General features: G+C 67.2%; 17 protein-coding genes. 8 read left to right on the top strand and 9 right to left on the bottom strand.

Going from position 1 to position 20,984, the window contains the following annotated elements; all coding sequences use genetic code 11:
• Positions 1-78 precede the first annotated feature (78 nt).
• On the top strand, positions 79-717 hold the full coding sequence (locus PKO50_RS30085; RefSeq protein ID WP_275628058.1) for a hypothetical protein: 639 nt from the start codon (positions 79-81) through the stop codon (positions 715-717).
• 245 nt (positions 718-962) lie between these two features.
• Here the strand turns inward: PKO50_RS30085 and PKO50_RS30080 are convergent, their stop codons facing one another.
• The 3 genes from PKO50_RS30080 to PKO50_RS30070 all read right to left on the bottom strand — a co-directional run bounded on the left by PKO50_RS30080 (position 963) and on the right by PKO50_RS30070 (position 5,266).
• The gene (locus PKO50_RS30080; RefSeq protein WP_275628057.1) at positions 963-1,676 is read right to left on the bottom strand and encodes a carbonic anhydrase; all 714 of its coding nucleotides are present in this window, start codon (positions 1,674-1,676) and stop codon (positions 963-965) included.
• Positions 1,677-1,921: 245 nt separating this feature from the next.
• Positions 1,922-2,983, bottom strand: a complete 1,062-nt coding sequence (locus tag PKO50_RS30075; RefSeq protein ID WP_275628056.1) for a PA0069 family radical SAM protein — start codon at positions 2,981-2,983, stop codon at positions 1,922-1,924.
• Positions 2,984-3,640: 657 nt separating this feature from the next.
• A complete protein-coding gene (locus PKO50_RS30070) occupies positions 3,641-5,266 on the bottom strand; it encodes an inorganic phosphate transporter (RefSeq protein WP_275628055.1) in 1,626 nt (541 codons plus the stop codon).
• A gap of 277 nt (positions 5,267-5,543) precedes the next feature.
• Between PKO50_RS30070 and PKO50_RS30065 the strand changes: the two genes are divergently transcribed.
• Positions 5,544-8,054, top strand: coding sequence for an EAL domain-containing protein (locus PKO50_RS30065; RefSeq protein ID WP_275628054.1), 2,511 nt, complete (start codon positions 5,544-5,546; stop codon positions 8,052-8,054).
• Between the two features lie 298 nt (positions 8,055-8,352).
• Here the strand turns inward: PKO50_RS30065 and PKO50_RS30060 are convergent, their stop codons facing one another.
• Together PKO50_RS30060 and prlC are read right to left on the bottom strand one after the other, a co-directional pair.
• Entirely contained in the window at positions 8,353-8,619 is a 267-nt protein-coding gene (locus PKO50_RS30060; protein WP_275628053.1) for a YheV family putative zinc ribbon protein, read from the bottom strand.
• Positions 8,619-10,664, bottom strand: a complete 2,046-nt coding sequence (gene prlC / locus PKO50_RS30055; RefSeq protein WP_275628052.1) for an oligopeptidase A — start codon at positions 10,662-10,664, stop codon at positions 8,619-8,621. The genes PKO50_RS30060 and prlC overlap by 1 nt, the downstream gene beginning before the upstream one ends.
• 78 nt (positions 10,665-10,742) lie before the next feature.
• On the opposite strand from prlC, the gene PKO50_RS30050 reads away from it, so the two are divergent.
• Complete coding sequence (locus tag PKO50_RS30050; RefSeq protein WP_109936779.1) at positions 10,743-11,285, top strand: gamma carbonic anhydrase family protein; 543 nt, start codon at positions 10,743-10,745, stop codon at positions 11,283-11,285.
• Positions 11,286-11,305: 20 nt separating this feature from the next.
• On the opposite strand, the gene PKO50_RS30045 is transcribed toward PKO50_RS30050, so the two are convergent.
• Complete coding sequence (locus PKO50_RS30045; protein ID WP_275628051.1) at positions 11,306-12,211, bottom strand: nucleotidyl transferase AbiEii/AbiGii toxin family protein; 906 nt, start codon at positions 12,209-12,211, stop codon at positions 11,306-11,308.
• Positions 12,162-12,770 (bottom strand): type IV toxin-antitoxin system AbiEi family antitoxin domain-containing protein, encoded by a 609-nt coding sequence (locus PKO50_RS30040; protein WP_275628050.1) that lies wholly within the window; start codon positions 12,768-12,770, stop codon positions 12,162-12,164. The genes PKO50_RS30045 and PKO50_RS30040 overlap by 50 nt, the downstream gene beginning before the upstream one ends.
• 203 nt (positions 12,771-12,973) lie before the next feature.
• Here PKO50_RS30040 and PKO50_RS30035 point away from each other — a divergent pair, with 203 nt between their 5' ends.
• The 5 genes from PKO50_RS30035 (at position 12,974) to siaD (ending at position 17,565) form a co-directional block, all read left to right on the top strand.
• Positions 12,974-13,624: an HAD family hydrolase gene (locus PKO50_RS30035; protein ID WP_275628049.1), complete on the top strand. Its 651-nt coding sequence runs from the start codon at positions 12,974-12,976 to the stop codon at positions 13,622-13,624.
• A 186-nt stretch (positions 13,625-13,810) separates the two neighbouring features.
• Positions 13,811-15,805, top strand: a complete 1,995-nt coding sequence (gene siaA / locus PKO50_RS30030; RefSeq protein WP_109936776.1) for a biofilm regulation protein phosphatase SiaA — start codon at positions 13,811-13,813, stop codon at positions 15,803-15,805.
• Between the two features lie 9 nt (positions 15,806-15,814).
• Positions 15,815-16,357, top strand: a complete 543-nt coding sequence (gene siaB, locus PKO50_RS30025; protein WP_109936775.1) for a biofilm regulation protein kinase SiaB — start codon at positions 15,815-15,817, stop codon at positions 16,355-16,357.
• A 25-nt stretch (positions 16,358-16,382) separates the two neighbouring features.
• Positions 16,383-16,763 (top strand): biofilm regulation phosphoprotein SiaC, encoded by a 381-nt coding sequence (gene siaC, locus PKO50_RS30020; protein WP_089392861.1) that lies wholly within the window; start codon positions 16,383-16,385, stop codon positions 16,761-16,763.
• Positions 16,764-16,767: 4 nt separating this feature from the next.
• The gene (gene siaD, locus PKO50_RS30015) at positions 16,768-17,565 is read left to right on the top strand and encodes a biofilm regulation diguanylate cyclase SiaD (RefSeq protein WP_218281466.1); all 798 of its coding nucleotides are present in this window, start codon (positions 16,768-16,770) and stop codon (positions 17,563-17,565) included.
• A 322-nt stretch (positions 17,566-17,887) separates the two neighbouring features.
• Here siaD and PKO50_RS30010 read toward each other — a convergent pair whose 3' ends face one another.
• Both PKO50_RS30010 and PKO50_RS30005 read right to left on the bottom strand, forming a co-directional pair.
• Positions 17,888-18,991: a GlxA family transcriptional regulator gene (locus PKO50_RS30010; protein WP_109936774.1), complete on the bottom strand. Its 1,104-nt coding sequence runs from the start codon at positions 18,989-18,991 to the stop codon at positions 17,888-17,890.
• A 367-nt stretch (positions 18,992-19,358) separates the two neighbouring features.
• Positions 19,359-20,735, bottom strand: a complete 1,377-nt coding sequence (locus tag PKO50_RS30005) for an L-serine ammonia-lyase (RefSeq protein WP_275628048.1) — start codon at positions 20,733-20,735, stop codon at positions 19,359-19,361.
• Positions 20,736-20,984 lie beyond the last annotated feature (249 nt).

The raw sequence follows: 20,984 nt of genomic DNA, 5'->3' as shown, positions 1-20,984 counted from the left end.
ACGATCGCGTCTTAGCTGGCGGCCCCGCCCGGCTAAGGTCTTTCTTCACTTTCCAAATCGAGTTGTCTTGGAGTTGTCATGAATATCGCAGCACTGCGCGAACTGATTCAGCAGGCCCACCAGCTCGAGGCGCGCAACGGGCACCTGGCGCGGCTCATCCACAGCCAGATGGCAAGCCTGCACCCGAGCATCAACCTCAGCGGCGACGACGCCACCCAGGTGCTCACCCGCTTCGTCCATGCCTATATCGAGCAGGTCCCCGAGTTCCTCGAAGCCGCCACCAGCGTGGCGCGCAATGCCGGCATCGAGGAGCGGATCAAGCCGGTACTGAAGGTCGCCGAGCACTTCTTCCTGACCCCGCCGGACCTGCTGGCCGGCCACGACGGCCTGGACGCGCTGCTCGACGAGGCCTACCTGGCGCACCGCCTGGTGGAGGAAGTGAACGACCGCTACATCGCCCACTTCGGCCAGCCGTTGATCCCGCTGGACACCACCGTGGCCAACCTGGTGGCGCACCAGCTGATCGGCGAGCCCTTCGCCAACCAACTGGACGAGGCCGTGCACCACGCGGTGGAATCCATGCTCGACGACAGTGTCTTCTCCAGCCCCGCGGCGCAGGCCTACCGCGCCCGCCTGAGCGACCCGCAGACGGTCACCGCCTGGAAGCAGTGGCCGTGCCTGTCGCGGCGCTTCGGCGTCGAATTGCATTTGAATTGATCAGGAGCGGCGGCAGGCGGCAGGCGGCAGGCAAGAGCGAAGAGCCTGGTAGGAGCAACTGTCTTGCAGGCCGTGCCAGGATGCTCTTCGTAGGAGCGAGCTTGCTCGCGAACACACTCCGCAGCGGGGCCCATTCGCGAGCAAGCTCGCTCCTACGAAACGCATAGGCCCAGGGAGCAGGGGGACTACGCTCCTAGCTTGCAGCTTGCAGCTTGCAGCTTGCAGCTTGCAGCTTGCAGCCGCCCTTATTGCCTATAACGCGGGCGCGGCGTCGCCATGGGGATCGGGCCTTCGCCGTCCAGCGGGCGGAAGCGGCCGGCCTCGGCGTCGTAGGCCTTGATCTGGCTGGTCTCGATGTCATAGACCCAGCCGTGGATGAACAGCTGGCCGCTGGCCAGGCGCGCGGCCACCGAGGGGTGGGTCTTCAGGTGGTCGAGCTGTGCCACCACGTTTTCCTCGGTGAGGATGCCCAGGGTCTCGTGGCTGGCGCAGCCGCAGTTCTGCTCGACCACCGTCTTGGCCACCTCGGCGTGGCGCAGCCAGGCCTTGACCGTGGGCATGCGCTCCAGCGTCTGCGGGTCGAGCACGGCCTTCATGGCGCCGCAGTCGGAGTGGCCGCAGACGATGATGTGGTGCACGCCCAGGGCCATCACGGCGAACTCGATGGCGGTGGACACGCCGCCGTTCATCTGCCCGTAGGGCGGTACCACGTTGCCGACGTTGCGGGTGACGAAGAGGTCGCCCGGCAAGCTCTGGGTGATCAGCTCGGGGACGATGCGCGAATCCGCGCAGGTGATGAACATGGCGCGCGGGTTCTGCGCATGGGCGAGCTTCTTGAACAGCGCCTCCTGCTGCGGGAAGACTTCCTCGCGGAACTGGCGGAAACCTTCGACGATGTGCCGCAGGGCCTCGTCGGCGTTCTCCGCGATGTGCTCCTCACCGTGCGTTTTGTCGTTCATGTATGAGCCTCGAAGAGTGACGATGAATTTTCCCATGCTTGCCGACGTTCCGCCCTGGGGGAAAAGGCACAAGCCATCGGAAAAGTCTTTCGTGACTATCCAGTCACCGGTTGCACGAGCCTGGTCCGGCCAGCTTAATAGAAAATTCAACAGCCGCCCTATATCGGATTTTGGCTGGATTTTGCCGGCATGATCGTGGCTGATGTCGACGAGCCATCATGGCTGGGGCATGTTGCGAATTTTCCTCAGAACAGGCTCATCTGCGCCCGCGGGACCTGGAACAGCGAGCAGTCCAGCCCGGCATAGTCGCGGCGGTCCAGCCCCAGGCGTCGCGCGGCCACCTGGAAGCGCCTGGCCAGCAGGTCGGCGAACACGCCCTCGCCGCGCATGCGCGTGCCGAAGCGGCTGTCGTAGTCCTTGCCGCCGCGGCTCTGGCGGATCAGGCTCATCACGTGCTCGGCGCGGTCGGGGAAGTGCGCCTGCAGCCATTGCTGGAACAGCTCGGAAATCTCCAGCGGCAGGCGCAGCAGGATGTAGCCGGCCGAACGCGCGCCGTTGTCGCAGGCGGCTTCCAGCAGGCGCTCCAGCTCCATGTCGTTGACCATCGGGATCATCGGCGCCAGCACCGCGCTGACCGGCACGCCGTGCTCGTGCAGGGTGCGCATGGCGCGCAGGCGCGCGCCGGGGCTGGCGGTGCGCGGTTCCATGATGCGCTTGAGCTCGTTGTCCAGGGTGGTGAGGCTGAAGGCCACGCTGACCAGGTTGAGGCTGGCCAGCTCGCCCAGCAGGTCGAGGTCGCGCAGGATCAGCGAGCCCTTGGTGATGATGTGCAGCGGGTGGCGGAAGCGCAGCAGGATTTCCAGCGCCTGGCGCGTCAGGCGCTGCTCGCGCTCCAGCGGCTGGTAGGCGTCGGTGTTGATGCCCAGGGCGATGGGCCGCGGCACGTAGCCGGGTTTGCTCAGCTCGGCTTCCAGGCGCTCGGCGAGGTTGGTCTTGGCGATCAGCCGCGTCTCGAAGTCGATGCCCGGCGACAGGTCCCAGTAGGCATGGCTGGGCCGCGCGAAGCAGTAGATGCAGCCATGCTCGCAACCGCGGTAGGGGTTGACCGAGCGGTCGAAGCCGACGTCCGGCGACTGGTTGCGGCTGATCACCGTCTTCGCCTGTTCACTGCGCACCTCGGTGGCGCGGCAGGGCGGCGCCTCGTCCTGGTACCAGCCATCGTCCTCGGCCTCGCTGCGGGTCGGGGCGAAGCGGTTGTGCGGATTGCTGGCGGTGCCGCGACCACGCGGTGGCAGGATGCTGGACATGAGCTGGCTCCGGAAAAGTACTGTATATAAATACAGTATTATTTTTCGAATGACAGCCCCCACCGATGGATGGCGGGCTGGGCGTAGGGCGAATAACCGTTCGCGGTTATCCGCCGCTGCACCGACCTCATGTCCGGCGTCTCGGCCGAGCCCGAAGCGCCCGGAAGCAGGTGCTCCGAGGCCGAGCCCGAGGCGCGCCTGGCGCCAAGGTCAAGCGGCGGATAACGCCGTAGGCGTTATCCGCCCTACGTTCAGCCCTCCCTCGACGTAGGGCGAATAACCGTTCGCGGTTATCCGCCGCTGCACCGACCTCATGTCCGGCGTCCCGGCCGAGCCCGAAGCGCCCGGAAGCAGGTGCTCCGAGGCCAAGCCCGAGGCGCGCCTGGCGCCAAGGTCAAGCGGCGGATAACGCCGTAGGCGTTATGCGCCCTACGTTCAGCCCTCCCTCGACGTAGGGCGAATAACCGTTCGCGGTTATCCGCCGCTACACCGGCCTCATGTCCGGCGTCTCGGCCGAGTCCGGAGCGCCCGGAAACAGCTGCTCCGAGGCCGAACCCGAGGCGCGCCTGGCGCCAAGGTCAAGCGGCGGATAACGCCGTAGGCGTTATGCGCCCTACGTTGGGGCGAATGGCCGTTCGTAGCCCCGGCCGCGCCCGTTCAGAGCAGCACCCGCAGCGACCAGTACAGCAACGCCGCCAGGCAGATCGCCGCCGGCAGCGTCAGTACCCAGGCCAGCGCCATGTTGCGGATGGTCTGCCATTGCAGGCCGCTGCCGTTGGCGGTCATGGTCCCGGCGACGCCGGAGGAGAGCACCTGGGTGGTGGACACCGGCAGGCCGTAGATATCCGCCGCGCCGATGGTGAGCATCGCGGTGAGCTGCGCGCTGGCGCCCTGGGCGTAGGTCAGCGGCTGCTTGCCGATGCCCTCGCCGACGGTGGTGACGATGCGCCGCCAGCCCACCAGGGTGCCCAGGCCGAGGGCCAGGGCCACCGCCACCTTGACCCACGGCGGGATGAACTGGACGGTGTCCAGGCTGCGGTCGCGCAGGGCCTGCAGGGTGCTCCAGGTGTCCACGTCGAAGAGCTGCTCGGTGCGGTCGAGCTGGCGGATGGTCTCCACGCTCAGGTACAGCTCGTTGTGCAGCGCCAGCACCTCGTCGTCGGGCAGCCCGGTCAGGTCGTCGTGGCCGCGCAGGCGGGCGCCTATGTTGTGCAGCTGCGCGGCCAGCGCCGGCAGTACCTCGGGGGTCAGGTGCTGCTCGTTCTGGTAGTCCAGCAGCACCTGGCGCGGCGCCATGGGGATGTCCTGCGGGGCCAGCCGGCGCAGCTGCAGTTCGGCCCGGTGCGCCAGCTCGCGCAGCTGCTGCACCTGGGTCGGCGCCTGGCTGCGGTCGACGGCGAAACTCAGCGGCATCAGCGCGGCCAGGATCAACATGATCAGGCCGATGCCCTTCTGCCCGTCGTTGGAACCATGGGCGAAGGACACCCCGGTGCAGGTCAGCACCAGCAGCGCGCGGATACCCAGCGGCGGCGGCCGGCGGCCCTGCGGGGCGCTGAACAACACCTTGCTCCGTGCCACCGCGCGCATGCCCAGGAGCAGCAGGCCGGCGCCGATAAAGCCCAGCAGCGGCGACAGCAGCAGGGTGTAGCCGACCTTCTGCAATTGCTCCCAGGCGCTGCCGTCGATGCCCAGCTCGCCGCTCAGCGCGCCGTGGGCCAGGCTCACGCCGACGATGGAACCGATCAGGGTGTGCGACGACGACACCGGCAGGCCCAGCCACCAGGTGCCGAGGTTCCACAGGATGGAGGCGCCGAGCAGGGCGAAGATCATCGCCAGGCCGGCGTCGCTGTCCACCCGCAACAGCAGGTCCAGCGGCAGCAGGGTGACGATGCCGAAGGCCACCGCACCGCTGGAAAAGAGCACGCCGAGCAGGTTCCACAGCCCCGACCAGCCCACGGCCACCTGCGGCGGCAGGGCGTTGGTGTAGATCACCGTGGCCACCGCGTTGGCGGTGTCGTGGAAGCCGTTGATGAATTCGAAGCCCAGGGCGATCAGCAGCGCCAGGGCCAGCACCAGCAGGGTGCCGTTCAGGCGCAGCTGGCCGCCCTGGGCGAGGATGTCCAGGGCCAGGTTGCCGAAGGTGTAGACCAGGCCACCGCCGAGCAGGAGGAAGAACAGCAATTGCCCGGTGGGCGAGGCCACCTCCTGCAGCACCGGGCTCACCGGCATGCGCGAGATGCGCGTGGCGCGCAGGGACTGGAGCAACTGGTAGCGGTCAAGCACGTCCGCTGTGCTCCCTGTCGGCGGTGGGGCCCGGGGGACTTCTGTCGAAGAGGGGTCGAGGGGGCACTGCGGGCTCCTTCCGGGAAATGCCTAATAGCCTAGTCCGCCGGGCGGCGCTGTGGCCTTCCAATGTTTCCGAGATAGTCGACCAAGGCGATATGTCAAATGGCTATTAGTCGTGCCAGTATTTCAGCCACTACGCTTTCCTGGTGGGCCACCCGAGGGCACTGTCATGCAGGAAGAGAGCCCAAGTGCGTTTCCGAGATGGATGCCAGCAATGCCCTACGATCAGCTCCCGGACGTCTTCGCGCAGATTCTCGAACAGGCCATCGACGGTGTGGTGGTGCTCGACGAGAACAACCGCGTGCTGCTGTTCAACGCCGCCGCCGAGCGCCTCTGGGGCTATTCCCGCGAGGCGGTGCTGGGGCAGGACGTCGGCCTGCTGCTGCCCGACGAGGTGCGCTCGCGCCTGGACGCCAGCCTGGACACCGAGGGCATAGCCGGCAGCCGCAGCGAGGTGCCGATGCGCTGCCGCGACGGCAGCCGGCTGTGGGGCTCGATGTCGATCTCGCACATCGAGTTCGACGGCAAGCGCCTGCTCACCGCCTTCGTCAAGGACTGCACCCTGCAGCGCCGCCAGCGCGAGCAGATGGACGTGCTCTCGCTGGCCGCCAACGAGACCGACAACGCGGTCATCGTCACCGGCCGCGAGGGGCGCATCCTCTACGTCAACGCCGGCTTCAGCCGCATGTTCGGCTGGAACGCCGAGCAGGCCCTGGGGCGCTACCCCTCCGAGCTGCTGCAGGTGCCCCAGGCCAGTGTGCGGCGCTGGCGCCAGGCCGGCGCCGGGCTGTTCCGCAGCGAGGAACTGGTGCGCGACCTGATCGGCCGGCCGCTGTGGTGCTCGGTGGTGGCCAACCCCATCCTCGATGCCCGTGGCCAGCCGGTGAACTCGGTGATGCTGCTCACCGACATCACCCACACCAAGCTGCACGAGGTGCTGCAGAACAAGGTGCTCGACGCCCTGGTGCGCGAGCGCCCGCTGGTGGACGTGATGGACCTGGTGTGCCGCGAGGTGGAGCGCATCGCCCCGGAGGTCAAGGCCTCGATCCTGCGCGTGGATGCCCAGGGGCGCATGCACCCGCTGGCCGCGCCGAGCCTGCCGGAGGACTTCTCGCAGTCCATCGAGGGCGCCCGCATGGGCCCCCGCGCCGGCAGCTGCGGCACCGCGGCCTACCGTGGCAAGGCGGTGATGGTCAGCGACATCGCCAGCGACCCACTGTGGGACGACTACCGCCACCTGGTGCCCCCGGGGCTGAAGGCCTGCTGGTCGAGCCCGATCAAGAACAGCGAGGGCCGCGTCATCGGCACCTTCGCCTTCTACTACGAGCAGTGCCGCGGCCCGGACGAGCTGCACCTGCGCCTGGTGGACGTCAGCCTGCCCCTCGTCGCCCTGGCCCTGGAGCGCGAGGAGGCCCGCGCGCACATCCGCCAGCTGGCCTTCTACGACACCCTCACCGGCCTGCCCAACCGCAGCCTGCTGCTGGCCGAGGCCGAGCAGGCGATGACGCGCATCGAGGACGACGAGGCGGAAATGGCGGTGCTGTTCATCGACCTGGACCGCTTCAAGCAGATCAACGACTCCCTCGGCCACCCGGCCGGTGACGAGCTGCTGCGCCTGGTGGCGGCGCGCCTGCAGGAGGTGGTGCGCGAGCAGGGCCTGGTGGGGCGCCTGTCGGGCGACGAGTTCGTGGTGGTGCTGCCATACTGCGGCGGCCTGCTCGCCTCGCAGGTCGCCGAGCGCATCCTCGCCCGCCTGGCCCTGGCGCACCGGGTGGCCGGCGTCAGCCTGATCACCCTGGCGAGCATCGGCATCAGCCTGTTCCCCAGCAACGGCCGGGACATGGAGACGCTGCTGCACCGCGCCGACATCGCCATGTACCAGGCGAAGAACGGTGGCCGTGGCAGCTACCGCTTCTTCAGCGACGAAATGAACCAGCGCGCCCAGGAGCGCCTGGCCCTGGAGAGCGCGCTGCGCGAGGCCGTGCAGCGCCAGACCCTGAGCCTGCACTACCAGCCCCAGGTGCGCCTGGACGACGGCGGCGTGCACGCCGTGGAAGCCCTGGCCCGCTGGCGCCACCCGCAACTCGGCGCGGTGGCGCCGAACCGCTTCATCGCCCTGGCCGAGGAGTGCGGCATCATCGGCGAACTCAGCCAGTGGGTGCTGCGCGAGGCCTGCCGGCAACTGGCCGACTGGCGCCGGCGCGGCATCCACATCCCGGCGGTGGCGGTCAACCTGTCCCCCGCCGACTTCCGCGACCCCGACCTGCCGGCCCGCCTGCAGGACCTGCTGCGCCGCAACGGCCTGGCCGGCAGCGACCTGGTGGTGGAAATCACCGAAGGCATGCTGCTGGACAACCACCCGGCGACCCTCGACATCCTCCGCGCGGTGCACGGCCTGGGCGTGCGCCTGTCGATGGACGACTTCGGCACCGGCTACTCCAGCCTCGGCTACCTGCACCGCCTGCCGATCCGCGAGCTGAAGCTCGACCGCAGCTTCGTCGCCGACCTGCGCGAAGGCACGGCGGCCCAGGCGCTGACCGACGCGGTGATGAACATCGGCCGCAGCCTGGAGCTGATGGTGATCGCCGAAGGGGTGGAGGACGAGGCGCAACTGGAACTGCTGCGCCAGCAGGGCTACCCGGTGGCCCAGGGCTACCTGTTCTCGCGGCCGCTGCCGGCGGCGGCGCTGGAGGAGTGGTTGGTGAGGAGGGGGAAGGGGTTGTAGGAGCGAGCTTGCTCGCGAACCAGGTTTGCCGGTGGTTCTGGCGTGTCGGGTTGACTCCGATCCCTCTCCCCAGCCCTCGGCTGCGCGCCCCGCCCTGAAGGGAGAGGGGGCTAGTCCGTGCCGAGAAAGGACTTGGTGTTAGCCGGAGGCTCGGTACAAGCCGGCTAACGCCGAAACCCCCGAACACGCCGAACGGTCCCCTCTCCCTTCAGGGAGAGGGTTAGGGAGAGGGAGCGGGGCCGGCCCAATACACCGAAACCACAGGTGAGCACCCTTCGCAAGCAAGCCCGCCCCTACCTCAATCCTTCTTCTTCAACTTCGGATTGGGAAAGAACTGCACCCCCTGCACCTTCGGATCGGCCGGTTTCTTCAGGCCGGTGACGTTGACCCGCGTGGCCAGCTCCTTCGGCACCGACTGGCCCTGGGCATTGAGGGTGTCGGCGTAGCCGCAGGCCACGCACTCGCGGTGCGGCACGCCGTCCTCGTCCCACATCACTATCTTGTCCTGCTCGCTGCAGGCCGGGCACACGGCGCCGGCGATGAAGCGCTTCTTCACCTCGGTCATCACGCAGCCTCCCCGGTCAGGCCGGAGTGGCGCAGCAGCGCGTCGATCGACGGCTCGCGGCCGCGGAAGGCGACGAACAGCGCCATCGGCTCCTGGGAGCCGCCCTTGGCCAGGATGGCTTCGCGGAAGGCGGCGCCGGTCTGCGGGTTGAACACGCCTTCCTCCTCGAAGCGCGAGAAGGCATCCGCCGACAGCACCTCGGCCCACTTGTAGCTGTAGTAACCGGCCGCGTAGCCACCGGCGAAGATGTGCGCGAAGCTGTTGGCGAAGCGGTTGTACGCCGGCGGGCGCATCACCGCCACCTCGTCGCGCACGCCGTTGAGCACGTCGAGCACGCTACGGCCGTCGCCGTGGCTGGTGTGCAGCTCGAAGTCGAACAGCGAGAACTCCAGCTGGCGGACCATCATCAGGCCGGACTGGAAGTTCTTCGCCGCCAGCATCTTCTCCAGGATGTCTTGCGGCAGGGGGGCGCCGGTCTCGTAGTGGCCGGAGATCAGTGCCAGGCCCTCGGGTTCCCAGCACCAGTTCTCCATGAACTGGCTGGGCAGCTCCACCGCGTCCCAGGCCACGCCGTTGATGCCCGAGGCGCCGGCGTGCTCGACGCGGGTCAGCAGGTGGTGCAGGCCGTGGCCGAACTCGTGGAACAGGGTGGTGACTTCGTCGTGGGTCAGCAGCGCCGGCTTGCCGTTCACCGCCGGGGTGAAGTTGCACACCAGGTAGGCCACCGGGGCGATCAGCTGGCCGGCGGCGTCACGGCGGCGGTCGCGGGCGCCGTCCATCCAGGCGCCGCCGCGCTTGTTGGCGCGGGCGTAGAGGTCGAAGTAGAAGCGCCCGACGTGCTGGCCGTGCTCCTCGATCTCGAACAGGCGCACGTCCGGGTGCCAGCGCTCGAAGTCGTGCAGCTCGCGGATCTGGATGCCGTACAGCTTCTGCACGATGGCGAACAGGCCGGACAGCACCTTGTCCACCGGGAAGTACGCGCGCAGCGCTTCCTGGGACACGCTGTAGCGCGCCTCGCGCAGCTTCTCGCCGTAGTAGCCCGAATCCCAGCTCTGCAGCTGCGCGCAGCCCTGTTCGGCGGCGTAGGCCTTGAGCTGGTCGAGGTCCTGCTGGGCGTAGGGTTTGCTGCGCACCGCCAGGTCGCGCAGGAAGTGCAGCACCTGCTCGGGCGACTCGGCCATCTTGGTCGCCAGCGACAGCGCCGAGAAGTTGGCATAGCCCAGCAGGCGCGCCAGCTCCTGGCGCAGGTCGAGGATTTCCTGCATCACCGGGCCGTTGTCGTTCTGCCCGGCGTTGGGGCCCTGGTCGGAGGCGCGGGTGCAGTAGGCGGCGTAGACTTCTTCGCGCAGGGCGCGGTCCTGGGCGTAGGTCATCACCGCGAAGTAGCTGGGGAATTCCAGGCTGATCAGCCAACCGTCCAGGCCCTTGGCCTGCGCGGCCTGTTGCATCTGCGCCTTGGCCGAGTCGGTCAGCCCGGCCAGGGCCGCCTCATCGGTGACGTGCTTGGTCCAGGCCTGGGTGGCGTCGAGCAGCTGGTTGGAGAAGCGGCTGCCCAGCTCGGACAGGCGCGCCTGGATCTCGGCGTAGCGCTTCTGCTGCTCGGCTGGCAGGTCGATGCCCGACAGGCGGAAGTCGCGCAGGGCGTGTTCGAGGATGGTCTTCTGGGCCAGGTCGAAGCTCGCCGCGGCGGGGCTGCCGGCCAGGGCCTCGTAGGCCTTGAACAGCTCGCGGTTCTGGCCCAGTTCGGTCCAGTAGGCCGAGAGCATCGGCAGGCAGCCTTCGTAGGCCTCGCGCAGCTCGGCGCTGTTGCAGACGGCGTTGAGGTGGCTGACCGGGCTCCAGGCGGCGCCCAGGCGCGCGTGCAGCTCGTCCATGGCCAGGACCAGGCCATCCCAGCCCGGGTTCGCGCCCTGTTCGGCGAGGATGCGCGCGATGGCCGCGCGGTTGTCGGCGAGGATCTGCTCGATGGCCGGCTTCACGTGCTCGGGGCGGATGGCGGAGAAGGGCGGCAGGTCGTAGTTCTGCAGAAGGGGATTCGCGCTCACGGTGGCAACCTTGGCTGAGGAAACACCCGGCCATCTTAAATACAATCGGCGTCATCCGCAGCCTGAAGGAAAGCTATCGTGGCCATACGTTCGTATCAGGGTAAAACGCCGCAACTCGGCGAGCGCGTCTTCGTCGACCCCAGCGCCGTGCTCATCGGCGACATCGAGATCGGCGCCGACAGCTCGGTGTGGCCGCTGGTCACCGTGCGCGGCGACATGCACCGCATCCGCATCGGCAGCCGTACCAGCATCCAGGACGGCAGCGTGCTGCACATCACCCACGCCGGCCCCTACAACCCCGACGGCTTCCCGCTGACCATCGGCGACGAAGTGACCGTCGGCCACAAGGTGCTGCTGCACGGCTGCACGGTGGGCAACCGCGTGCTGGTGGGCATGGGCTGCATCGTCATGGACGGCGCGGTGATCGAGGACGAAGTGATCCTCGGCGCCGGCAGCCTGGTCCCGCCGGGCAAGGTCCTGGAAAGCGGCTTCCTCTACGTCGGCAGCCCGGCGAAGAAGGCCCGCCCGCTGACCGACAAGGAGCGGGCATTCTTCGCCTATACCGCGGGCAACTATGTGAAGCTGAAGGACCAGCACCTCACCGAGGGTTATGCCGAGTAAGTGAAGCGGGCGCGTGAAGCTCACATGATGAACCGGTCCGGCTCGCCGGCCTGGCCGGTCTTGTCCAGGCTGCTCTTCACCTGCTTCATCAAGGCATCGACCGCGCTGGCCAGGTACTCCCAGAAGCGCTCGTTGTCGACGGTCTGGGCGACGATCTCGGCGGGCAGGAACCGACGCATCTCCTGGCGGAAATCGACCTTGACCTGCGGCTCGCCGAGCAGGGCGTTCACGCGTTCCTCTGCCAGGCGCAGGAACATAGCGACTTCCACGTGGTGGTCCGCGAGCTTGGCCGGAATCAGCTCGTAGGCGGGCTCGATGCCGCGCTGTTTCAGCCAGGCCAGGTCCCACAGGTCGCGGTTCTTGATGCGGTTCCTGCGCAGCGCGAAGGCCAGGATCTTGTCGACGTAGATTTCCTCGAGGCTTTCGGTGTTCAGGATCAGGCCTTCGGTGCCCATGTCCACCCCGTAGGGGTTGAGCAGCGCCATGGGCTTCTTCTGGTAGGTCGGAATCGCGCAGATATCGATATGAATGCGTTGGGCGGGCAAATGGGGAGCTTGCGGGCGTGTCTGCACCTTCAGCTTCCAGGTATCGACATTGCCTTGTTCCCGGACGGGCTCGCTGACCTCCACTGCCAGGCCGTACTTGCTTTCCAGGCTGATGACCAATGCCGCTTTCAGGTGGGCGAAATCTTCCCGTTCGAAGTCGGCGCCGCCGGTGAAATCCAGGTCTTCGCTCAAGCGCCTCGAACCATGGCAGGCACGCAGGCAGGTGCCGCCGATGAAGCACAGTTTTTCGAGCAGGCCGGCTTCGCTCAGGATGCGCATGATGTCGTGGTGCAGCAGCTCCTTTTCCACCACCACGCGCAATGGCGAGAGTTCAGGGGTGTTGCTGAGCGCCTGGTCCACCAGTCTGTCGAACAAGCTCATCGGCAATGCTCCAATCGATCAGGTCGAGGTTCCTTTTCGCCACCTTCATGTCCCGGATGGCCTGGGCAGGTTTGGCGCGCCACAGGCGGCAACGGCTGTCGTAGTCGAGTTGGCCGACCAGTTCCGCCGGTTTCTGGGCGGTATGGATGAACTCGATAGTGCCGTACTGGCCGCAGGAAATCTGGCTGGTGCGTCCCGAAGACATCAGCGTGATCCAGTGGATGGGAACCTGCGAGATCACCCCGGCATCGCTCAGCGCGGTTTCCAGGCTGATGTAGTTGAAATCGTTGGCCCGCAGGCGCGCGGCGGCGTGATAGAGCAGGTTGCCCAGGTCGGCCTTGGCGAGCTTGTAGAGGTAAAGTCCCCGACACAGGCGTACCAGCTTGTTGTCCCGGGCGGCACGGCTGAGCATCGAGCGGTAGGCCTGGTCGGAGATATCCGGGACCAGGGCGCGCATGTCGGAGGGGGTGAACAGGTAGCGTTCGGGCGTGGCCAGCGAGTAAAGGCCGTCATACAGCCGGTTGAGTGGCCGTAGGGAGGGTTGAGGGCTGCTACGCATGGCGTAACTCTGCATAAAGTGTCATTAAGTGAAACTTAGTGTAGAGCAATACACGGCAAGCTCAACGGAAAGTGTCGGTTTGTGTGATTTTTTGTAGAGACAGCGGGTCCGCTCACCGACAGGCGGAAACGGCAGCCGACTGTGTCGATCATGGACTCCGCAGTATCCTTGTCGCCCCGACCTGTACAGCCGCAGCCTCGCCCATGCACTACCAGAACATCCTCTTCGACCTCGATGGCACCCTCACCGACCCGCGCGAGGGCATTACCCGTTCGATCCAGTACGCCTTGGCCCAGCTCGGCATCGACGAGCCGGACCTGCGCCGGCTGGAGCATTTCATCGGGCCGCCGCTGCTGCAGTGCTTCATGAGCACCTATGGCTTCGACGAGGGCCGCGCCTGGGAGGCGGTGAAGCATTACCGGGTGCGCTTCAAGGACACCGGGCTGTACGAGAACCGGGTGTTCGCGGGCGTCGGTGAGTTGCTCGAACTGCTGGGTGGCCAGGGGCGCACTCTTTATATCGCTACCAGCAAGCCGACGGTGTTCGCCGCCGAGATCGCCCGGCATTTCGATTTCGCCCGGCACTTCAGGGTGATCTACGGCAGCGAGCTGGACGGCACCCGCACCAACAAGGTCGAGCTGATCGAGCACCTGCTGCGCCTCGAAGGCCTGGACCCGGCGCAGACGCTGATGATCGGCGACCGCAAGCACGACCTGATCGGCGCACACCGCAACGGCCTGAGCGCCGCTGGAGTCGGCTATGGCTTCGGCAGCCGCGAGGAGCTGCTGGCCGAGGGCCCGGCGCACTATTTCGCCAGCCTGGACGAGCTGCGCGCGGCCTTCGCCGCCAGTTGAGGCCCCGGCCGCCGGTGGCGCCGTGGCGGTGGGGGAAATCGCGTCTAGAATGAGTCAACCGGGTGACGTCAAAAATATGGCAATTAGCCATTAATTTGCATTGCCTGGGGCAAGGCTCGCCTGCACAATTGCGCTTTCGCCAAAAGAACGACACTGACTCGGCGAACAGGATTTCTGGGGACGGCCATGGCGGCACGATGGGGATTGCGCGGCAAATCGGTGGTAGCGCTGTTACTGGCCTGCGTTCTGGCGTTGGTTCCCGCGGTGCTGCTCGGCTGGAAGGCGATGGAGGACATCCGTACGCACTTCGGCCTGGCCTATGCGAAGAACTTCACCCTGCTCAACCAGCAGAAGATCCTCGCCCCGGTGATCCGCGAGCTGTCGCTGTCGCGGCGCCTGGCCGAGTCGGTGGTGACCCAGGACTGGCTGCTGGAAGAGGGCAACTCCGAACGGCGCACTCGCTTCTTCCGTGAGGCCGACGGCTACCGCGGCGACCAGGGCGAATACTCCTACTTCGTCATCGTCGACTCCTCGCTGCACTATTACTTCAACGACTCCACCTCGCCGCTGTCCAATGCCCCGCGCTACACCCTGAGCCGCGACGACCCGCAGGACGCCTGGTACTTCGCGACCATGGCCAGCGACAGCCCCTACAACATCAACGTCAACTACGACGCCAAGCTGCGCGCCACCAAGGTCTGGTTCAACGTCCAGGTCATCGCCGGCAACCACAAGGTCGGCCTGGCCGGCGGCGGGCTGGACCTGACCGCCTTCCTCGACCAGTTCATCTCGCGCCGCGAGGCCGGGGTGACGCCGATGATCGTCGACGCCGACGGCGCCATCCAGGCGCACCCCGACCGCAAGCTGATCGCCCTGAGCTCCGGCGCCGGTACCGCCGACAACGGCGGCCACCGGGTCTTCGACCTGCTGGCCAGCGACGAGGAACGCAAGGGCCTGCGCCAGGTGCTGGACGACGCCCAGGCGCACCCGGGCGAGGTGCGCACCTTCTGGGCCACCCTCGACGGCAAGCGCCAGCTGCTGGCCACCGCCTACATTCCCGAGCTGCGCTGGCACGTGCTCAGCGCCGTCGACCTGCATGCCGCGCAGGTGCTCGACAGCCGCTGGATCTGGCCGCTGGCGGGCACCCTGGCGGGGCTGCTGGCGCTGCTCCTGCTGGGCTTCGCCTATACCGTCGAGCTGCTGCTGCTCAAGCCGCTGCGCGGCCTGCGCCAGTCGGCCAAGGCGATCGCCGCCGGGCAGTACGACAACCCGTTGCCCAAGTCCCGCGGCGACGAGATCGGCGAGCTGTCCGAGGCCTTCGCCAGCATGGCCGAGCAGGTCCGCCGGCACACCGAGGACCTGGAGGACAAGGTGCGCCAGCGCACCCAGGCCCTGGAGCAGGCCAACCGCGAGATGGCCGCGGCGCAGAAGAAGATCGGCGACTCCATCGACTACGCCAGCCTGATCCAGCGCGCCATCCTGCCCGACCGCCAGTTGCAGGCGTCCCTGGGCCGGCACCATTTCGTGCTGTGGAAGCCGCGCGACGTGGTCGGCGGCGACTTCTACATCTACCGCGAAGGCGGCGAGGACAGCCTGATCGGCGTGGTCGACTGCGCCGGCCACGGCGTGCCCGGCGCGCTCATGACCATGCTGGCGCTGGCCGCCATCGACCATGCGATCGACAGCGTGCAGAGCCACGATCCTGCGGCGATCCTGCGCGAGACCGACCAGGTGATGCGCGGCATGATCAGCCAGGAGCGGGTGACCCAGGCCCTGGCCACCAACATGGACGCCGGCTTCGTGCGCGTCGACCACGGCCGCCGGTTGCTGCATTTCTCCGGGGCGAAGATCTCGCTGTTCGCCAGCAATGGTGACGAGGTTCGCGAATACAAGGGCGGCCGCCGCGCCATCGGCGACAAGCGCCAGGGAGAGTACGAGAATATCCAGCTGCCGCTGGAGCCGGGCTGGACCTTCTACCTGTGCACCGACGGCTTCCTCGACCAGGCCGGCGGCGAGCACGGCTTCGGCTTCGGCAACAGCCGCTTCGCCGAACTGTTGCGCCGTCATTCACGTCTGCCATTGGCCGAGCAGGCGCGGGTTTTTGCCGCTACCCTGGCGGACTATCAGGGGGAGCGGCCGCAACGCGACGACATCACCATCCTGTCCTTCCGATTCGAGTAGGAGTACGCCATGGAGACACTTGACCTGTTGGCCATGCGTGAAAGCTACACCCGACAACGCATCCTGCTGTGCTTCAACGGCCCGATCTCGCGCAGCCTGATCGAGGAGATCGGCCACGCCCTGCGCAACTACATGCAGGCCGAGCAGGCACACCCGAGTGAAGCCATGGACGTCTTCGCGGTCTACATCGAGATGACCCAGAACATCCGCCACTACGCCACCCAGCGCGGCTATGGCGACCTGGACGCCTCGGCCACCGTGGCCATCGCCCGCAACGAGGACGGCCACTACGTGGTTTCCGCCGGCAACCTGGTGGAGCTGGCGGACGGCCGCGAACTGGTGCGCAGCATCGAGGACATCGCCGGCTTCGACAAGGCCCAGCTCAAGGCGGCCTACAAGGAGCAGCTGCGCCGCCCGCGCGATGCCGGGGCCAGCAGCGGCGCGGGCCTGGGCCTGCTGGACATTGCCCGCAAGTCCAGCGCGCCCCTGCAGACTTCCCTTACCGAACAACCCGACGGGCGCGCCTTCTTCAGTCTGCGCGCCGTGATCTGACCACGCGTTTCAGGAATACAAAGGTATGAGTGACCTTCACATCAGTGGCACCCAGTCCACCCCGTCGATCCACGGTGACTGGGACGCCGGCGTCCTGGCCATGCAGGGCGACTCCTATCCCGAGAACTCCTACGAACTCTTCGGCCAGGTGATCGAGTGGGTGCAACGCTTCCTCGCCGAAGCGCAGCGCCCGTTGTCCCTGGACCTGCGTCTGCTATACCTCAATACCAGCTCGATCAAGGCGATGATGGACATCTTCGACCTGCTCGAGGAGGCCCATGCCGGCGGCCGCCAGACCCAGGTGAGCTGGCACTACGACCGCCGCAACGAGCGCGTCGCCGAGCTGGCCGAGGAATTCCGCGAAGACTGTAGCTTCCCGTTCGTCATACAGCCCTACGACGAGTGATGCCATGAACAGCGAACGCGAGCTGGACCTGTTGATCGAAGCACTGCTGGCCGACCCGCAGTACCTCGACCATCCGCTGCGCGAGGCGCTGTTCCTCAAGCACCAGCAGTCCCTCGACCAGCTCGCGCGCCTGGAGCGCATCGCGCGGATTTCCGACGGCTTCCAGTCGATGGCGCGGGCGCAGAACTCGACGCTGTCGGAGCGCTACCACAAGCAGTTGCGCCAGTTGGAGAAGGTGGCGCGGATCTCCGACCGCTACCAGGACATGATGCGCGACCTCAACGTGGCGCTGCGCGAGGCCTCCACCCACGACCCGCTGACCGGCATCGGCAACCGCCGCCTGCTGATGGAGCGCCTGCGCGAGGAAAGCGAGCGTGCCCAGCGCCACGGCAAGCCCTACGTGCTGGTGATCCTCGACATCGACCACTTCAAGCAGGTCAACGACACCTGGGGCCACGAGGTGGGCGACCGCGTGCTGGTGGAGATCGGCTGCACCATGCAGGCCGCGCTGCGCCAGTACGACCTGTGCGGGCGCTGGGGCGGCGAGGAGTTCCTCCTGCTGCTGCCGGAAACCGCCCTGGCCGACGCCGGCCAGGTGATCGACCGGGTGCGCCAGGACATCCGCTCGCTGGCCGTGCGCGTGGGCACCGAGGCGCTGTCGGTGACGGCCAGCTTCGGCGTGGCCGAATACCGCCTGGGCGAGAGCTACTCGCAAACCCTCAGCCGCGCCGACGCCGCCCTGCTGGAGGCCAAGCGCAGCGGGCGGGACAAGTGCGTGTCCAGCGCTGTCGCGAGTGGTTGAGCTACGTCCTGTGGCCTGACGGCTGTTCGTAGGAGCGAGCTTGCTCGCGAACGGTGCTTGCCGGTTGCCTGGGTGTCTCAGGTCACCTCCGTACCCTCTCCCCAGCCCTCTCCCTGAAGGGAGAGGGGCTAGTCCGTGCCGAGAGAAGGGATGGTTTCGTCCTGATACCCGCGGAGTAGCCGGCTAACACCGAAACACCCAAGCACACTGAACGGTCCCCTCTCCCTTCAGGGAGAGGGTTAGGGAGAGGGGCGGAGCCAATCCCAGGCACCGAAGTGACAGGTGAACCCCCATCGCAATCACCCCACCGCAAAAAGCCCCCTCAAACCCTCACGCTGGCGAAGGTCGATTCCCCCTGCGCCTGGCTCAGCGCCGAGATCGCCGAGGAGTGCGGCATCAGCGCCAGGTCCTGGGGAATCGGCATGACCATCACCGGCTGGCCGATCGGCTGGCCCTGGCGTTCGTCGCGCGGCGGGATGCCGAAGTATTCGCGGTAGCACTTGGAGAAGTGCGGGGTGGAGACGAAGCCGCACACCGAGGCCACCTCGATGATCGACATGGAGGTCTGCTTGAGCAGCTGGCGCGCGCGGATCAGGCGCAGCTTCAGGTAGTAGCGCGACGGCGAGCAGTGCAGGTACTTCTGGAACAGCCGCTCCAGCTGGCGCCGCGAGACGTTGACGTAGACCGCCAGCTCGTCGAGGTCGATGGGCTCTTCCAGGTTGGCTTCCATCAGCGCGACTATTTCCTGCAGCTTCGGCTGGTTGGTGCCGAGCATGTGCTTGAGCGGCACGCGCTGGTGGTCCTGCTCGTTGCGGATGCGCTCGTAGATGAACATCTCCGAGATCGCCGCCGACAGCTCGCGGCCGTGCTCGCGGCCGATCAGGTGCAGCATCATGTCCATCGGCGCGGTGCCGCCGGAGGAGGTGTAGCGGTTGCGGTCGATGGAGAACAGGCGGGTGCTCATGGCCACCCGCGGGAAGGCTTCCTGCATCGCCGCCAGGCATTCCCAGTGCACGCTGCAGTCGTAGCCGTCGAGCAGGCCGGCGCGGGCCAGGGCCCAGCTGCCGGTGCACACCGCGCCGAGGCGGCGGCCCAGGCGCGCCTGGGTCTGCAGGAAGACGACGTGCTCGCGGGTGACGCTGCGCTGGATGCCCACGCCGCCGACCACGATCAGGCTGTCCATCGGCGGGGCGGCGTCGGTGCTGGCGTCGGGGGTGATCTGCAGGCCGTCGCTGGCCCACACCTGGCGGCCGTCGAGGGTGAGGGTGTGCCAGCGGTACAGCTCCCTGCCGGAAAGCTGGTTGGCCATGCGCAGCGGTTCCACCGCGGAGGCCAGGGAGATCAGGGTGAAGTTGTCCAGCAGCAGGAAGCCGATGGACTGCGGAGCTCGGTTTTGCGGGGGAACTCCGGTGTTGAAAGCATTCATGATGCTCGATCTCCTCACGCTAGTCACGGTCGCCCCTGAGGGGCTTTCTTATGCTTGTTTTTCTGCCTGGGTGACCCACAGGTCACCAACGCTTGCCAAGAGCAAGGCAAATGCCGTGCCTATGTTGATTGGGCGTTCAATAAAAAAAGAAAAGCGCCTGGGAACGGCGCTTTTGGGAGCCCGGATGCGACCTCCGGCATGTCGCAAATGCCTATGGGGCGCGGGGCCTGGGGACTTTGGTAGCACTGCGGCGGTCGCCGCCGGGTGCCATCATTTTCCGAAAGTAACGCTTGCCTGCCGTGCTCCCGGATGGGGCCGCGGTGCGCCAAAAGGTGGCGTCGCCGCTCCCCGGATGGGCGAACCGGGGTCAGCACTCGATGATGCTGACGGCCAGGCCGCCGCGGGAGGTTTCCTTGTACTTGTCGTGCATGTCGGCGCCGGTGTCGCGCATGGTGCGGATGGCCTGGTCGAGGCTGATGAAGTGCTGGCCGTCGCCGCGCAGGGCCATCTGGGCGGCGTTGATGGCCTTGACCGCGGCGATGGCGTTGCGCTCGATGCAGGGCACCTGGACGAGGCCGCCGACGGGGTCGCAGGTGAGGCCGAGGTTGTGCTCCAGGCCGATCTCGGCGGCGTTTTCCACCTGCTCGGGGCTGGCGCCGAGGACCTCGGCCAGGCCGGCGGCGGCCATGGCGCAGGCGGAGCCGACCTCGCCCTGGCAGCCGACCTCGGCGCCGGAGATGGAGGCGTTCTTCTTGCACAGGATGCCCACCGCGGCGGCGGCGAGGAAGAAGTCCACCACGTCCTGCTCGCTGGCATCGGGGTTGAAGCGCATGTAGTAGTGCAGCACCGCCGGGACGATGCCGGCGGCGCCGTTGGTGGGGGCGGTGACCATGCGTCCGCCGGCGGCGTTCTCCTCGTTCACCGCCAGGGCGTAGAGGTTGACCCACTCCATGGCGCTGAGGGTGGAGCCGATGACGTTGGGCTTGCCGATCTCCAGCAGGTTGCGGTGCAGGCGGGCGGCGCGGCGCTGCACGTTGAGGCCGCCGGGGAGGATGCCCTCGGCCTTGAGGCCACTGTTGACGCAGTCCTGCATGGCACGCCAGATGCGCAGCAGGCCGTCGCGGGTGTCGGTGTCGCTGCGCCACATGCGCTCGTTGGCGAGCATCAGCTCGGAGACGCGCAGGTTGTGGCGGCGGCACAGCTGCAGCAGCTCGGCGGCGCTGTCGAAGTCGTAGGGCAGGCGGGTGCTGTCCTGGTCGAGGGAGCCGGCGGCGGCCTGCCCGGCGTCGACGACGAAGCCGCCGCCGATGGAGTAGTAGGTGTCGGCATGGAGTTCCTGGCCGTTCTCGTAGGCGACCAGGCTCATGGCGTTGGGGTGGTAGGGCAGGTTCTCCTCCAGCAGGCGCATGTCGCGGACCCAGTCGAAGGGGATGCGCCGTTCGCCGGCCAGGACCAGCTCGCCGCTGCCGAGCAGCTCGGCCATGCGCGGGGCGATCTGGCCGGGGTCGATGCGGTCGGGCCATTCGCCCATCAGGCCCATGATGACGGCGCGGTCGGTGCCGTGGCCGACGCCGGTGGCGGAGAGGGAGCCGTAGAGCTTCACTTCGATGCGCTCGACGCGCTCGAGCAGCTGGCGTTCGCGCAGGGCGGCGACGAACAGGGCGGCGGCGCGCATGGGGCCGACGGTATGCGAACTGGAGGGGCCGATACCGATCTTGAACAGGTCGAACACACTGATAGCCATGCCGGCCTCCGCAGGAACTGGGCTGATGCGGAGCGCCCGCGGGCGCTCCCGATGCGGGGCATCATCGGCCCTCGGCCGGTGATGCCGGCGTCCGGCACCGACTTGGCCTTATCCAAAAGCGCCGCGGCGTGCGACATGGGAAGAATCGTGCCAGTTGGTGTCGCTAATGCGACAAATAATTACGGATTTGAGACGCAGTCGATAGACAACATCAATCAGTCGACAGCCCCATATTTCGGGGTGTTTCAT

It is taken from the genome of Pseudomonas sp. 273, assembly GCF_029201425.1.
GTDB lineage: Bacteria > Pseudomonadota > Gammaproteobacteria > Pseudomonadales > Pseudomonadaceae > Pseudomonas > Pseudomonas delhiensis.
Note: the sequence above shows the minus strand (reverse complement) of the source record. Positions and strands in the feature narration are given on the sequence as shown.